At 69.3% G+C, this 14,685-nt stretch carries 14 protein-coding genes; 12 read left to right on the top strand and 2 right to left on the bottom strand.

Features of this window, described 5'->3' with window-relative positions:
* Positions 1-2 precede the first annotated feature (2 nt).
* On the bottom strand, positions 3-1,430 hold the full coding sequence (locus tag ACFQU4_RS09285; protein WP_377489996.1) for a hemolysin family protein: 1,428 nt from the start codon (positions 1,428-1,430) through the stop codon (positions 3-5).
* Between the two features lie 129 nt (positions 1,431-1,559).
* Between ACFQU4_RS09285 and ACFQU4_RS09280 the strand changes: the two genes are divergently transcribed.
* The 8 genes from ACFQU4_RS09280 (at position 1,560) to ACFQU4_RS09245 (ending at position 10,810) form a co-directional block, all read left to right on the top strand.
* The gene (locus ACFQU4_RS09280; protein WP_377489993.1) at positions 1,560-2,750 is read left to right on the top strand and encodes a GNAT family N-acetyltransferase; all 1,191 of its coding nucleotides are present in this window, start codon (positions 1,560-1,562) and stop codon (positions 2,748-2,750) included.
* Positions 2,751-4,067 carry a UDP-glucose dehydrogenase family protein gene (locus tag ACFQU4_RS09275; RefSeq protein WP_377489990.1) on the top strand — a complete coding sequence of 439 codons (1,317 nt, stop codon included), beginning with the start codon at positions 2,751-2,753 and terminating at the stop codon, positions 4,065-4,067. It begins immediately after the preceding gene.
* Positions 4,068-4,619: 552 nt separating this feature from the next.
* Positions 4,620-5,726 carry an ABC transporter permease gene (locus tag ACFQU4_RS09270; RefSeq protein WP_377489987.1) on the top strand — a complete coding sequence of 369 codons (1,107 nt, stop codon included), beginning with the start codon at positions 4,620-4,622 and terminating at the stop codon, positions 5,724-5,726.
* Positions 5,726-6,613: an ABC transporter permease gene (locus ACFQU4_RS09265; protein WP_377489984.1), complete on the top strand. Its 888-nt coding sequence runs from the start codon at positions 5,726-5,728 to the stop codon at positions 6,611-6,613. The genes ACFQU4_RS09270 and ACFQU4_RS09265 overlap by 1 nt, the downstream gene beginning before the upstream one ends.
* The gene (locus ACFQU4_RS09260; protein WP_377489981.1) at positions 6,610-7,677 is read left to right on the top strand and encodes an ABC transporter ATP-binding protein; all 1,068 of its coding nucleotides are present in this window, start codon (positions 6,610-6,612) and stop codon (positions 7,675-7,677) included. Before ACFQU4_RS09265 ends, ACFQU4_RS09260 begins: the two co-directional genes overlap by 4 nt.
* Positions 7,678-7,759: 82 nt before the next feature.
* On the top strand, positions 7,760-8,761 hold the full coding sequence (locus tag ACFQU4_RS09255; protein WP_377489978.1) for an ABC transporter ATP-binding protein: 1,002 nt from the start codon (positions 7,760-7,762) through the stop codon (positions 8,759-8,761).
* Positions 8,754-8,978 carry a hypothetical protein gene (locus tag ACFQU4_RS09250; RefSeq protein ID WP_377489975.1) on the top strand — a complete coding sequence of 75 codons (225 nt, stop codon included), beginning with the start codon at positions 8,754-8,756 and terminating at the stop codon, positions 8,976-8,978. Before ACFQU4_RS09255 ends, ACFQU4_RS09250 begins: the two co-directional genes overlap by 8 nt.
* A complete protein-coding gene (locus ACFQU4_RS09245) occupies positions 8,975-10,810 on the top strand; it encodes an ABC transporter substrate-binding protein (protein WP_377489972.1) in 1,836 nt (611 codons plus the stop codon). Before ACFQU4_RS09250 ends, ACFQU4_RS09245 begins: the two co-directional genes overlap by 4 nt.
* 12 nt (positions 10,811-10,822) lie before the next feature.
* On the opposite strand, the gene ACFQU4_RS09240 is transcribed toward ACFQU4_RS09245, so the two are convergent.
* Positions 10,823-11,851: an SGNH/GDSL hydrolase family protein gene (locus tag ACFQU4_RS09240; protein ID WP_377489969.1), complete on the bottom strand. Its 1,029-nt coding sequence runs from the start codon at positions 11,849-11,851 to the stop codon at positions 10,823-10,825.
* A 118-nt stretch (positions 11,852-11,969) separates the two neighbouring features.
* Between ACFQU4_RS09240 and ACFQU4_RS09235 the strand changes: the two genes are divergently transcribed.
* From ACFQU4_RS09235 to ACFQU4_RS09220, 4 genes are all read left to right on the top strand, one after another.
* Positions 11,970-12,965: a malate dehydrogenase gene (locus tag ACFQU4_RS09235; protein WP_377489966.1), complete on the top strand. Its 996-nt coding sequence runs from the start codon at positions 11,970-11,972 to the stop codon at positions 12,963-12,965.
* Positions 12,966-13,004: 39 nt separating this feature from the next.
* Complete coding sequence (locus ACFQU4_RS09230; RefSeq protein WP_377489963.1) at positions 13,005-13,784, top strand: hypothetical protein; 780 nt, start codon at positions 13,005-13,007, stop codon at positions 13,782-13,784.
* 72 nt (positions 13,785-13,856) lie between these two features.
* A complete protein-coding gene (locus ACFQU4_RS09225) occupies positions 13,857-14,204 on the top strand; it encodes a hypothetical protein (RefSeq protein ID WP_377489960.1) in 348 nt (115 codons plus the stop codon).
* A gap of 91 nt (positions 14,205-14,295) precedes the next feature.
* The gene (locus ACFQU4_RS09220; RefSeq protein ID WP_377489957.1) at positions 14,296-14,682 is read left to right on the top strand and encodes a hypothetical protein; all 387 of its coding nucleotides are present in this window, start codon (positions 14,296-14,298) and stop codon (positions 14,680-14,682) included.
* The last annotated feature ends 3 nt before the right edge of the window (positions 14,683-14,685 follow it).

Below are 14,685 nucleotides of genomic sequence, written 5' to 3'. Positions count from 1 at the left end.
TGTTACGCACCCGCCGCCGGACCCGGAGCACCGGGCTCGGACCCGTCCGGCTCGGCGGGTTCGCCCGGCTCCCGGTCCGCACCCGGCTGGAGCTCGGTGGCGAGCTCCGGCGCGTCGAGTCGGCGCACCCCGACCGCCGTCACCCGGCGGCCGCTCAGCTCGGCGACCCGGAGCTCGAACCGGACCGGGACCACGTCCTCGTCCTCCGACTCGACCGGCCCGACCACCTCGATCAGCTGGTCGCCGACCTTGGCCAGCCGGCCGAGCCGGGCCACCACGAACCCGGCCACCGTGTTGTACGGACCGTCGGGCAGGGGCAGCCCGAACCGGTCGGCGAAGTCGTCCAGCGTGGTCAGCCCGTCCATGATCACCTCGCCGCCGTTGTCGGCCGGGCGTTCGGTGACGATGTCGTACTCGTCGGTGATGTCGCCGACCAGCTCCTCGACCAGGTCCTCCATCGTGACGATGCCGGCGGTGCCGCCGTACTCGTCGGCGACGATCGCCAGATGCGCCGACTCCCGCCGCATCATGGTCAGCGCGTGCAGCACCCGTACCGTCTCCGGCAGCGAGAGCACCGGCCGGACCAGTTCCCGGACCGGCACCGTGCTGCGCGACGGATCGGTGTGGAACAGGTCGCGGACGTGGATGAAGCCGAGGATGTCGTCGGCCGACCGGCCGGTCACCGGATAGCGGGACCGCGGCGCGTCGGCGGTCTCCCGGACCGCGCGGTGCACCGGCATCTCGCCGGGCAGGAAGTCCACCTCGGTCCGCGGCACCATCACCTCGCGCAGCCCGCGGTCACCGGCGGCGAAGACGTCCTCGACGATCTGCCGCTCCTCCGCGCCGAGCGTCGAGGAGGTGCTGACCAGGGACCGGATCTCCTCGTCGCTGACCTCTTCGCGGGAGGCCTTCGGGTCGCCGCCGAGCAACCGGACCAGGCCGTCGGTGGAGACGCCGAGCAGCCAGATCACCGGCCGGGCCAGCCGGGCGATGAAGTCGACCAGCGGCCCGAGCGCCAGCGCGAACGACTCCGCCCGCTGCAGGGCCAGCCGCTTCGCGGTCAGCTCGCCGACCACGATCGAGACGTACGAGATGATGATCGTCACCACGACCAGGGCGATCGTGCTCCCGACGCTCTCCGAGATCGGCAGCACCTGGGCCAGCAGCGGCCCGAGGTCGTCGGCCAGCGTCGCGCCGCCGAACGCCGCGGACAGGAAGCCGGCCAGGGTGACGCCGATCTGCACCGCGGAGAGGAACCGGTTCGGGTTCTCGCTCAGCCGGGCGACGGTGCGGCCGCTCTTGCTCCGCTGGGCGAGTTGTTTGACCTGGCTGTCCCGCAACGAGACCAGGGCCATCTCGGCGGCGGCGAAGACGCCGCCGATCGTGATGAAGACGAAGATGACGAGGATGTTCAGCAGGGTGTCGTTCACGAACACTCCTGCTTCGTACTGTGACTTTCCCCGTCGTCGGCCGGCGCGGCCTCGGAGTCCGGGACCAGGCCCGGATCCGGCGCGTGTTCGCTGATCACCGGCCACACTTTAGTGGTGTTGGATGGGCGCATGGCGACCGATCGACCGAGTGCCGGTGACCGGCGCGGCCGCGTGTTCCCCGACGAGGTTCCGATCCTGACCGACCCGTCCGGCCGGGTACGGCTGCGGGCCCACACCGAGGCCGACCTGCCGGCGATCGTCGAGCAGAGCAACGACCCGGACGCGCAGCGCTGGACCCCGGTACCGATCCCCGCCGGCGGGTACGGGCTCGCCGAGGCCCGGGACTTCGCGCTCGGCATCATCCCGGCCGGCTGGCGGGACGGCACCGGGTTCGGCTGGGCGATCGACGCCGACCTCGGCCACGGCCACCGCTACGCCGGGGCGATCGACCTCGGGCTGCGCCACGACGGCAGCGCCGAGATTGGGTTCAGCCTGCATCCGGCCGCCCGCGGGCACGGCGTGATGAGCACCGCGGTCCGGCTGGTCCGTGATCACGGCTTCGACCAACTCGGGGTACGGGTGCTCCGCTGGCGCGCCCGGGTCGGCAACTGGCCGTCCCGCCGGGTCGCCGCCGCGGCCGGGTTCCGGTACGACGGCCGGATCCGGCGGTCGCTGGAGATCCGCGGCGAACTGGTCGACGGCTGGGTCGCCACGATCGCCTCCGACGATCCGCGGCAGCCGATCCGGCTGCCGGAGAACCCGGTGCTGACGGGTGAGCGTTCCGCGTCCGATCCCGCGGTCCAGGTGCGCCCGTACACCGAGGACGACGCGGAGCGGCTGGTCCAGATCTGCTCCGACCCGGCCACCCGCCGGTACGCGCCCCGGCTGCCGTACCCGTACACGACGCGGGATGCGGTGGAGTTCGTCGAGTCGCTGCGCGAGGCCGCCGCGACCGGCCGCGGCTTCGGCTGGTGCTACACGGATCCGGCGGACGGCGTCGCCGCCGGCACGATCACGGTCGGGCTGTCCGACGCCGGCCGCGCCGAACTCGGCTACTCGGCCCATCCGGACTCGCGGGGCCGCGGGCTGACCACCGCCGCCGTCCGGACGGTGGCCGAGTTCCTCGGCGGCCGCTCGACAGGGCTGCCGGTCCCGGTCCGCTCGGTGCTGATCCGGTGCGCGGCGAGCAACGCCGGCTCCCGCCGCGTCGCCGAGCGAGCCGGCTTCGTCCTGATCGGGACCCAGCCGGCCGCCGAGGTGCTGGCCGACGGCACGGTGGACGATCTCCTGTTGTTCCATCGCGTGTGCCACACTCGCTGAGTGACTTTGCGGATCAGCGTCATCGGGACGGGCTATCTGGGCTCGACGCTCGCCGCCGGGCTCGCCGAGTTCGGCCACGAGGTGTTCGGCGTCGACGTCGTGCCCGAGGTGGTGAAGAAGCTCAACGCCGGCCAGCCGCACATCTTCGAGAACGGCCTGGAACACCTGCTGGAGCAGCACACCAGGTCCGGCCGGCTCCGCTTCACCCTCGATTACGACGACATCGCCGACTGGGCCGACGTGCACTTCCTGGCGCTCGGCACTCCCGAGCTGCCGGACGGTTCGGCCGACCTGAGCCAGTTGCACGCGACGATCGACGCGCTGGCGCCCAAGCTCACCAAGCCGGCCCTGGTGGTCGGCCGGTCGACGGTCCCGGTCGGCACCGCGCCGGCCCTGCAGGAACGGCTCCGCCGGCTGGCCCCGGCGGGCGACGGGATCGAACTGGCCTGGCAGCCGGAGTTCCTCCGCGAGGGCTTCGCGGTGGGCGACACGCTGCGCCCGGACCGGCTGGTCTTCGGCGTCCAGTCCGACCACGCGCTGCGGCTGTTGGAACAGGTGTACGCGATCCCGCTGTCCGAGGAGACGCCGGTGATCACCTGCGACCTGGCGACCGCGGAGTTGATCAAGCAGGCGGCGAACACGTTCCTGGCGACCAAGATCAGCTTCATCAACGCGATGGCCCAGCTGTGCCAGGTGGCCGGCGGTGACGTGACCGTGCTGGCGGACGCGCTCGGCCTGGACGCGCGGATCGGCCGCGGCCACCTGAGCCCGGGCCTCGGGTTCGGCGGCGGCTGTTTCCCCAAGGACATCAGGGCTCTGGCGGTACGGGCCGACGAGCTCGGGGTGAACGTGCTCAGCGATCTGATCAAGAGCGTCGAGGTGATCAACTCCGCCCAGCGGATCGAGCTGGCCGAGCTGGCGATCGACCAGGTCGGCGGCGACGTCGCAGGGAAGAAGGTCGCCGTGCTCGGCGCCGCCTTCAAGGAGGGCACCGACGACACCCGGGACTCCCCCTCGCTCACCGTGGCCGACTATCTCCATGATCGCGGCGCGTTCGTCGAGGTGTACGACCCGCAGGCCCACCTCGCGCCGCGGGACGGGTTCACCCAGGTCGGCAGCGTCACCGAGGCGGTCCGGGATGCCGACATCGTGCTGCACCTGACCGCCTGGCCCGAGTTCCGCTACCTCGACCCGGCCGAGCTGGCCCCACTGGTCAAGTCCAAGATCATCATCGACGGCCGGCTCAAGCTGCACGCCCCCACCTGGCGGGACGCCGGCTGGAAGCTGGTCCAGATCGGCCGCGCCGCCACCCTCTGACCCGCAGTCCGGTCACCACCGCTCGACTCCCGCTCCGCTGCCGTCGACCGCTGCCCCCTGCCCGGAGCGGCCGGTCCGGCCGCGATGATCAACACGGCGAGCAAGATCATTCCGTACGGCCCGAGCCGCGATCCGGCCCCGATTCGCTTCCGCGCGCCGACGTGTTCTACGGTCGTCGGATCGCCACCAGGGAAGGAGAAACGGTTCAATCGCCGCGGCGCGGAAACCTGAGCCGAGTCCGCTCACCACGTCGTGGGTGTGGACCGCCGACGCGTCCCCGGACCCCCGAACACCCGGTCAGTTCCTCGCCTCCGCCGCACCGCGGGGAAGATCAACGAGGCAGCCGCCCGCCGGACATTCGACCCACGCGAAATCGGTTAAACGACTGCTGCAAAGCTGTGCCGCGGCGCCGTGTTGCGATCCCGTATCAGCCTGGTCAATGATCGGATACGGTTGCTGCGGTTCGTCAGCGAACACGAATGCGCAGGGTTACTCTTCCGGCGAACGAAAGCCAGAAGCCGGCGCCCGGCCCGACTCAGACAAGGATGTGATGTGACGACCACAGTCGCTGCCCCAGCCGCTGCCGGTCGCCAGTCCGATCGCACCACTCCACTGCTGCAACGGATCTGGCACAACTACGTACTCCGCCGCGTGCTGCGCGCGATCTTCGTCATCTGGATCGTCGCGACCGGCGTCTTCTTCCTGGTCCGGCTGTTGCCGGGCAACCCGGTCGACGTCTACATCAACACCCAGATCGCGATGTACGGCCTCTCCTACGAGGCGGCCGCGGCCCAGGCCGCCGCGCTCTTCACGTTCGACCCGAACACCCCGCTGCCGCTGCAGTACCTGAACTACCTGGCCGGCATCCTGCGCGGCGACTTCGGGATGTCGATCCTGTCCCCCGGCACGACGGTGCTGGACAAGATCGCGCTGCACCTGCCGTGGACGCTGTTCAGCGTCGGCCTGGCCCTGCTGATCTCGGTCGCGGGCGGCCTGCTGCTCGGCATGGTGATGGCGTACCGGCGCAGCGGTGTGATCGACCACACGGTGAGCACCCTGGGCAGCGTCTTCCACGCGATCCCCAACTACCTGCTGGCGATCATGATCGTGCTGGTTCTGGTGGCCATCCAGCCGGAAGACCCCCGCTCCCCGCTGAACTTCGCCCGGATGCGCGGACACAGCTCACCCGGCGTCGAGCCGCAGTTCACCCTCGCGTTCTTCTCCGACGCGATGTATCACGCGACGCTGCCGATGCTGACCTACATCCTCACCACGGTCGGCACCTGGGCCCTGGTGATGAAGTCCTCGACCACCCAGATCCTCGGCGAGGACTACGTCATGGTGGCCCGGGCCCGCGGCCTGTCCGGCTTCCGGATCGGCAGCCAGTACGTGGGCCGCAACGCCGTGCTGCCGCTGGTCGCGCAGATCGCGACCCAGGCCGGCTTCGTCGTCGGCGGCGCGATCTTCGTCGAGAAGACGTTCCAGTACGACGGCATCGGCGTCACCCTGTTCGAGTCGGTGAACTCCCGCGACTATCCCGTGATCCAAGGGATCCTGCTCGTGGTGACGATCACCGTGGTGCTGGCCAACCTGGCCGCCGACCTGATCTACAGCGTGCTCGACCCACGCATCCGTACCGGCGAAGAAGGGGGGAACTGATGTCGGCCGCGACCACGCCCGTTGCGCTGCCGCGCGCCAACGCGGCCAAGGGCTTCCTCCGCGAACTGACCCGGAGCAAGGCCGGCTTCGCCGGCTTCGTCCTGGTCGCGCTGATCGTCGGCATGACGATCGTCGCGCCGTTCGTGGTGAGCCCGGACAACCCGACGGATCTGGAACGGATCTGGGGGCTGCCGTCACCGGAGCATCCGCTCGGCACCGACGCCAGCGGCAAGGACACCCTCAAGCAGATCCTGCTCGGCGGCCAGACGGTGATCTTCGTCGGCTTCGCGGCGGCGGCGATCACCACGGTGATCGCGGTCGTGGTCGGTGCCCTGGCCGCCTACTTCCGCGGGCGGTTCGACGCGGTCATGCTGCAGATCACCGACATCGTCATGACGATCCCGCAGATCGTCCTGCTGGCGGTGATGGGGGCGTTCTTCCGGCTCGATTCGCCGGCCGCGCTCGCGGTGCTGATCGGCGTGCTGTCCTGGCCGGTGCTGATGCGCTCGATCCGCGCCCAGGTGCTGACCCTGAAGGAACGCGAGTTCGTCGAGGCGGCCCGGCTGCTCGACCTCGGCACGCTCCGGGTCGTGTTCGTCGAGATCGTGCCCAACATGGCCTCGTACATCCTGATCAACTTCATCATCGCCGTGACCAACGCGATCTACGCCCTGGTCGGCCTCTACCTGCTCGGCCTGGCGCCGCTGGCCGGGGCCAACTGGGGAATCATGATCAACAGCGCCTGGATCCAGGGGGCCATGTTCAACCAGGACGCGGTCCTCTACATCGTGGCGCCGGTGACGATGATCGTGCTGCTGCAGCTCGGGTTGATCATGCTGACCCGCTCCCTTGAGGAGATCCTCAACCCCAGGCTGAGAGACCGGTGATCACCTTGTCCGAACCCGTACAGGACGACGCACCGATCCTGTCCGTCCGTGATCTCGTGGTCCGCTACCGGACCGGTGCCGGGACCGAGGTGGACGCGGTCCGCGGGGTCTCGTTCGACCTCTACCCGGACCAGTCGCTGGCCCTGGTCGGCGAGTCCGGCTGCGGCAAGACGACGCTCGGCCTCGGCCTGCTCCGGCTGCTGCCCCGGCTCGGCACCATCCCCTCCGGCAGCGTGATCTACCGGACCGCCGAGGGTCGCGAGATCGACGTGGTGAAGCTTGACCGCGGGCCGTTGCGGCGCTGGCGCTGGCGGCAGGCCGCGATGGTCTTCCAGGGCGCGATGAACTCGTTCAACCCGGTGCTCCGGATCGTCGAGCAGATCGGCGACACGCTCCGGGCCCACGCCGACGGCGCCAAGCCGAGCCGGAACGAGATCGTCGAGCGTGGCTCGGAGCTGCTCCGGGCCGTCCGGCTGGAGCCGGCCCGGGTGCTGTCCAGCTACCCGCACGAGCTGTCCGGCGGCATGCGGCAGCGGGTGTTGATCGCGATGAGCCTGCTGCTGGAGCCGCGGCTGCTGGTGCTGGACGAGCCGACGACGGCGCTGGACATCCTGACCCAGCGCTCGATCGTCGACGTGCTGGCCGAGCTCCGGGAACGGCACAAGTTCGCGATGATCTTCATCTCGCACGACCTCGGTGTCGCCGCGGAGCTGGCGGACCGGGTGGCCACCATGTACGCCGGCCAGATCATCGAGACCGGGACCAGCCGGGACATCTTCTACACCCCGCGGCATCCGTACACCTCGGGCTTGATCAACGCGGTCCCGCCGGTGGCCGGCGACCTGCCCGAGCTGGCGTCGATCGGCGGCTCGCCGCCGAGCCTCACCTCGCTGCCGGCCGGCTGTTCGTTCCAGCCCCGCTGCAGCTACGCAGTGGAGCAGTGCGAACTCGCCCAGCCGCCGCTGCTGTCGATCGAGGCCCGCGGTCGCGGACGTGATCATGAGGCGGCCTGCATCCGCTGGCAGGACGTCACGCACGAGCGAAAGGTGGTCGGCCGTGTCTGAGCCCCGTGAAGGGGGACGACCCCCTTCAGATCCCCCGACCGCTCCGCGAACGGACCGGACTGTTCTCTCCGGGTCGGCCCCGTTGATCAAGCTCAACGAGGCCTCCCAGGTCTTCAAGACCAAGCGCGGCGACGTGCCCGCGGTGGACCAGATCAGCTTCCAGGTCAACCCGGGCGAGGTGCTCTGCCTGGTCGGCGAGTCCGGCTGCGGCAAGACCACCAGCGCCCGGATGGCGGCCGGGTTGAACCGGCCGACCGGCGGCACGGTCGAGTTCGGCGGCAAGGACATCTGGTCCATGGACAAGGCGGAGTTCGTCGCCTTCCGGCGCGCCGTCCAGTACGTCCACCAGGATCCGTACGCCTCGCTCAACCCGATCCGGTCGATCGGCAAGACGCTGACCGCCCCGCTGCTCAAGCACAAGATCGCCAAGAATGCGGCCCACGCCGTGCAACTGGCCAGTGAGCTGCTGGAACGGGTCGATCTGAATCCCGCGGACTCCTACCTGGGCAAGTTCCCGCACCAGTTGTCCGGCGGCCAGCGGCAGCGGGTCGCGGTGGCGCGGGCGCTCACCCTCGACCCGAAGTTGATCATCGCCGACGAGTCGACCTCGATGCTCGACGTGTCCATCCGGGTCGGCATGCTCAACATGCTGGGCCGGCTCCGCGACGACCTGGACGTCGGCTTCCTGTTCATCACCCACGATCTCGCGATCGCCAAGTATTTCGGGTGGTCCGGCCGGATCGCCGTCATGTACCTGGGCCGGATCGTCGAGTTCGGCCGGACCCCGGACGTGATCAACAACCCGCGGCACCCATACACCAAGGCGCTGCTCAACGCGGTGCCGGAGCCGGACCCCGAGCTGGCCCGGACCAAGCTGCCCGATGGCGGGCTGCGGTCCGCCGACATCCCGAGCCTGCGTGATCTTCCCGCCGGCTGCCCGTTCCACCCGCGCTGTCCCCAGTTCGAGCCGGGCACCTGCGACACCGACCGGCCGGAACTGCTGCTCACCGAGGGCGTGTCGACTGCAGGGGGGCGCAGCGTCGCCTGCATCGTCGAGCAGCGGGAACGAGCCGGGCATGCCTGAACTCAGCAGAGCGATTCTCGTGATCGCCTGCTTCATCACCATCGGCGCGTTGCTGATGCTGCTCGTCGTGCGGCCCGGTACCGGGGCGTTCGTGATCAGCGTGGCGACCGTCGGCGTCGGGGTCGGCATCGGGGCCGTCGCCGTCGTCCTGCATTCCCTGACCCATCGCAATGCGACGAAACAGAGCAGTGTTCGTCCCGAGGAGGATAAGAAATGACCGAACCAAAGCGATCGCTGTCGCGGCGGACGCTGCTGCAGGCAACCGGCCTGGGCACCGTCGTCGCCGGCACCGGTGGCCTGGCCACGGCTTGCGCACCGGCCGAGCCGAACACGCCCGAGGGTTCCGGCCCCGCCGGCGCCGGCGGCGAGTTCCACGGCGGCTGGCCGTACAAGCAGCCGCCGGAAGGCAACTACAACAATGCGGGCGTCCCGTTCGCCGGCCTTCCGTACCGGGTCCTGACCGACTCCCCCTACGGCGACCTGATCTGCCTCCCGTCCGGCATGTACTACTGGGCCGACAAGAAGTGGGAGCTCTATCTGGCGGAGTCCTTCGATCTCGACGAGAAGGCCGGGACGTTCACGGTCAAGATCAAGCCGAACCTCAAGTGGAGCGACGGCAGCGCGGTCAGCTCGAAGGACTACCTGACGACGTTCTGGTGCCAGTTCATCCAGCGCACGTCGCTGTGGAACTACGTCAGCAAGCTGGACGCCCCGGACGACCAGACGTTCGTGATCACGATGAACCAGCCGTCGACGGTGGTGGAGCGCTACATCCTGCGCAGCAACATCATCGCCACCTCCGTGTTCGGCGAGTGGGCCGACAAGGCCGCCGCGCTGCACGCCGCCGGCAAGGACATGACGTCGCCCGAGGGCGAGAAGCTGGGCACCGAGTTCCAGAAGTTCCTGCCCAAGGAGTACGTGGCCAGCGGCCCGTTCAACATCGACTACAAGGCCGTGTCGAACACCCAGATCAACATGGCCAAGAACCCGACCGGGTTCGCCGCCGACGCGGTCAAGTTCGACAAGATCGTGATCTACAACGGTGAGACCCCGGAGATCACGCCGCTGCTGCAGCAGAAGGAGGTCGACTACGCGACCCACGGCTTCCCGACCGCGTCGGAGAAGTCCTTCCAGTCGTCCGGCTTCCGGATCCTCCGGCCGCCGGTCTACTCCGGCCCGGCGCTGCTGTTCAACCTGGACAAGCTGAAGGAGTTCAGCGATCCCCGGGCCCGGCAGGCGGTCGCCCACATCATCGACCGCAAGGCCAACGGCACGGTCGCGCTCGGCGAGTCGGGCAAGGGCGTCGAGTTCATGGCCGGCTTCTCCGACAACCAGGTCCCGGACTGGCTGTCCACCGAGGACCAGGGCAAGCTCAACAAGTACGAGCTCGACCTGGACAAGGCGGCCCAGTTGCTCACCGAGGCGGGCTGGAAGAAGAACGGCAACGCCTGGAACACCCCGCAGGGCAAGGCGGCCGAGTACGAGATCCAGTTCCCGCAGACCTACGCCGACTGGTCGGCGGCCGCCACCAACGCGGCCGAGCAGCTGTCCGCGTTCGGGATCAAGGTGGTGCCGCGCGGCGTCGACGACAAGCAGGCCCCGGTCGACATCGACAAGGGCGCCTTCCAGCTGGCCATCCAGTCCTGGGGCGCGTCCAACCACCCGCACCCGCACTTCGCCTTCGTCCAGGACCTCTTCACCCACAACATCCCGATCGCCAAGAACCAGGGCGGCAAGGGGATGGCGTTCGAACTGAAGACGACCACCAAGGCGTTCGGTGCGATCGATCTCCAGGCGGCCGTGACCGAGGCCGGTTCCGGCCTGGACGAGGCGGCTCAGAAGGCGAACGTGACCAAGATCGCGATCGCGTTCAACGAACTGCTGCCGATGATCCCGCTGTTCGAGCGGTACGGCAACAACCCTGCCCTGGAAGGGACCCGGATCAAGGCGTTCCCGCCGGACGGCGACCCGATCCTGGAGAACGCCCCGTACGCGGACAACTTCGTGATCATGTGGATGCTGGCCGGCAAGCTGGAGCCCGGCGCCTGATCAGGGAACGCGCTAGCGGTTGATCAACAACGGCGCGACGGCGGCTTCCAGCCGATCGGTCATCCGGAAGAATCCGAGATCGGTCGGGTGGGAGCCGTCGACCGTGTCGTCACGGTCCTCGCCGAGCAGCGTCTCGCCCTCGACATAGTGCAGGTCCGGCGTCCCGTCGGCGATCAACTTCTCGTAGCCGGTCCGGAACGCGGCCCGCTTCGCCGCGGACATGTCGGCCTGGGAGGACTTGGCCCAGGAACCGGTCCAGGTACGGTCCTCGACCAGCACGATCGGTCCCTCCGGGCGCTTCGCCCGCAACTCCTGCACGAACGGGACGGCCCGCTCGGCGACCAGGTCGGCATCCATGTTCGGCAGGCAGTCGACGATCCACAGGGCCGCGTCGATCTCGCCGATCAGCTCGGCCAGCTCGAGCTCCATCTTGCCCCGGCCGGAGAAGCCGAGCCCGATCACCGGGCGGCCCAGCCGGCGGCCGAGCTGCGCCGGCAGCGTCATCCCCGCCCGCGACGCGGCGGCGCCGTGCACGATCGAGGTGCCGTAGTAGACCACCGGCGGCGTCGGGTCGGCCGGCACCAGCTCGAAGGTCGCCCCCTCCGGTACGCCGATCTCGATGTCCTCGAGCCGGTTGAACAGGCCGAAATAGACCGTATAGCGGCGATCCGCCGGGTCCAGGCCGGTCACCAGCACGTTCTCCGACTCCGGGTATCCGGTGGCGGCCGCGCAGCCGACCCAGCGCCAGGAGCCGGGGCTCTGCTCGCCGTAGAGGTCGAGTCCGCTGACCGCGACGTTCGCCATGTGCCACATGGCCAGCGTCTCGAGGCCGAGCCGCCAGCGGGCCCGGATCTCCGTCGCGTCGGTACGGAAGCGCGAGTAGAGCGAGCTGGAATGCCGGCTCAACCCCCAGACCTCCTCCGGCACCCGTCCCTCGGCATGCCGCGGCAGCCGGTCGTATCTGCGTTCCGTTGCCTCGTCGGGCCAGCCCTTGCCCTCCGGCGTCGCGAGCGGATGCCATGCGAACGCTGCGTCGTCCACGCTCCCCAGTCCTCCCCTGTGAACCCAGGCCTCCCCTGGAACCGCCTCCCCGCTGTCCGCGGAAACGGCCGGGGCATAGCCTACGGTCAGTCAGCAGTTCGTCGAGAAGGAGACCACCGTGCCCGCCAGCTCCCCCGTCAAGATCGCCGTCACCGGTGCCGCCGGTCAGATCGGCTACAGCCTGTTGTTCCGGATCGCCAGCGGTGCGATCTTCGGTCCCGACCGGCCGGTCGAGCTGCGTCTGCTGGAGATCACGCCGGCGCTGAAGGCGTTGGAGGGCGTCGTGATGGAGCTGGAGGACTGCGCGTTCGACCTGCTCAGCGACGTCCAGACCGGCGACGACCCGGCCAAGATCTTCGACGGCGTGAACCTGGCCCTGCTGGTCGGCGCCCGGCCGCGCTCGAAGGGCATGGAGCGGGGCGACCTGCTGGAGGCCAACGGCGCGATCTTCAGCGCCCAGGGCAAGGCCCTCAATGATCATGCGGCCGACGACGTACGGGTGTTGATCACCGGCAACCCGGCGAACACCAACGCCTTGATCGCCCGGCACAACGCCCCGGACATCCCGGCCGAGCGGTTCAACGCGCTGACCCGCCTCGACCACAACCGGGCCAAGGCGCAGGTCGCGGCCAAGGCCGGCGTCGCCGTCAGCGATGTCAGCCACCTGACCATCTGGGGCAACCACTCGGCGACCCAGTACCCGGACCTCTACAACACCCTGATCGCCGGCCAGAACGCGGCGAAGGTGATCAACGACCAGGACTGGCTGGAGCAGGACTTCCTGCCCACCGTGCAGAAGCGCGGCGCGGCGATCATCGAGGCCCGCGGCGCCAGCTCGGCGGCCAGCGCGGCCAACGCCACCGTCGAGCACGCCCGCGACTGGCTGCTCGGAACGCCGTCCGGCGACTGGGTCTCCCAGGCGGTCCCCTCGGACGGTTCGTACGGCGTGCCGGAGGGCCTGATCAGCTCCTTCCCGGTGACCACCTCCGGCGGCGAGTACACGATCGTCCCCGGCCTCGAGATCAACGAGTTCTCCCGCGCCAAGATCGACGCCAGCGTGGCCGAGCTGGCCGAGGAACGCGACGCCGTGAAGGCGCTCGGCCTGATCGGCTGACCCCGAGCCGCGACTCCCGTACGCCCTAAGCTGGGGCCCATGAGTCAGCAGTATTCCGGGGGTCCCGACGACGAGTCGGGCCGGCCGCCCGCACCGGGTGCCGCGCCGAACCCGTTCAGCCGTGAGGCGGCCGGGGACGGTGCGGGGCTCGGGTCGGACGGCCCGGCCCCGAACTCGGTCCCGGAGGACGACACCGAGCCGGACGGCATCGTCGGTGCGCCCGGCGGGCCGTCGGGCTACCCGTCCCCGGACCCGTACGGCGGCCCGGGTGGCTACTCGGCGAACACCGGCTACCCGCCGGAGCAGACCCAGCCGTACCCCTCGAGCCAGCCCTACCCGCAGGACTCGACCTATCCTTCGCAGCCGTCCTCGCCGGCCCCGGACGCGCCCTACGCATCGCCGGCCGGCGCGGCCGCCCCGACCGACCCGTACTCGGCGCCCTCCGCGTCCGAGCCGGCACCGTCCGGCTACGGCGCCAGCTACGGCCAGTCCACCGGCTACCCGCCGAACCCGTACGACACCGGCGGCTATCAGTACAGCACCGTGAATCCGTACGGCTACTCCCAGCAGCAGCACCCGAAGGGCACGACGGCCCTGGTGCTCGGGATCCTCGGCATCGTGCTCTGCCCGTTCGTCGGCGTGGTCGGCTTCACCATCTCGTCCAGGGCCCGCAAGGAGGTCCAGGCCGAGCCGATGCGCTACAGCAACGGCGGGATGATCACGGCCGGTTGGGTGCTCGGCATCGTCTCGATCGTGTACGCCTCGTTCGCCGCGATCTACCTCGTGATCGTCATGATCGCGGTCATTTCCGAGCTGTGAACGGGCTCAGCAAAGACCTAAGGCGAGCCTAAGACCGACCTCCGTGGCCAACCTGGCCCCGTTTACGCAAGAATGTCCGCCATGAGCAACCCATACGACCAGAATCCCTACGGTGGTGGGGGCGGCGCCGTGCCGCAGCCCCACCCCAAGGGCACCATGATCCTCGTCCTCGGCATCCTCTCGATCGTGCTCGGCTGTGGCGTGGTCGGCCTCGTTCTCGGCATCGTCACGATGGTGCAGTCGAAGCCGGTCCTGGCCGAGATCGACGCCAACCCGGCGGCGTACAACAACCGTCAGCAGGTCAACATCGGCCGCATCTGCGGCATCGTCGGCCTGATCATCGGCATCGTCGCGATCGTCTTCTGGATCATCTACATCATCGCGATCGCCGCCGCTGTCGGCTCGGGCGCTTTGAACTGACCTTCCTGCCGAGGGGAACCGAGGCGCGACTGGGGACGTCCGGATTACCGGACGTCCCCATTGACCTTTTCCGGCCGAAACGGAGCCCTCGATGAGCCAGCCCCAGTACCACCAGCCGTATGGCTACGGGCAGCAGAGCCCGTACCCGCCGCAGCCGTACCCGTACCAGCAGCCGTCCCCCTACGGCTACCTGCCCGCGGAGCACCCGCAGGGCACCACCATCCTCGTCCTCGGCATCGTCGGCTTCTTCGTGTTCCCCTGCGGGATCGTCGCCTGGTACATGGGCAACAAGGCGATGAAGGAGATCCAGGCGAGCGGCATCCGATACGGCAACGAGTCGAACGTCAACATCGGCAGGATCTTGGGCATGGTGACGACAATCCTGGGTATTGTCGGAGTGGCGCTCGCCCTCGCCTACGTCGTCTTCTGGTTCGTCCTGATGTTCGGCATGATGGCGTCCGTCACCGCCACCTACTGAGCA

It is taken from the genome of Microlunatus sp. GCM10028923 (genome assembly GCF_042666975.1).
Classification (GTDB): Bacteria; Actinomycetota; Actinomycetes; order Propionibacteriales; family Propionibacteriaceae; genus Microlunatus.
The sequence above is the reverse complement of the archived record's forward strand: the minus strand, read 5'-3'. Positions and strand labels throughout refer to the sequence as shown.

Bases quoted from the DNA above. Each gene is read 5' to 3' on its own strand.
- ACFQU4_RS09280 (WP_377489993.1), top strand. From the start codon at position 1,560: ATGGCGACCGATCGACCGAGTGCCGGTGACCGGCGCGGCCGCGTGTTC.
- ACFQU4_RS09245 (WP_377489972.1), top strand. From the start codon at position 8,975: ATGACCGAACCAAAGCGATCGCTGTCGCGGCGGACGCTGCTGCAGGCA.
- ACFQU4_RS09225 (WP_377489960.1), top strand. From the start codon at position 13,857: ATGTCCGCCATGAGCAACCCATACGACCAGAATCCCTACGGTGGTGGG.
- ACFQU4_RS09230 (WP_377489963.1), top strand. From the start codon at position 13,005: ATGAGTCAGCAGTATTCCGGGGGTCCCGACGACGAGTCGGGCCGGCCG.
- ACFQU4_RS09220 (WP_377489957.1), top strand. From the start codon at position 14,296: ATGAGCCAGCCCCAGTACCACCAGCCGTATGGCTACGGGCAGCAGAGC.
- ACFQU4_RS09250 (WP_377489975.1), top strand. From the start codon at position 8,754: ATGCCTGAACTCAGCAGAGCGATTCTCGTGATCGCCTGCTTCATCACC.
- ACFQU4_RS09265 (WP_377489984.1), top strand. From the start codon at position 5,726: ATGTCGGCCGCGACCACGCCCGTTGCGCTGCCGCGCGCCAACGCGGCC.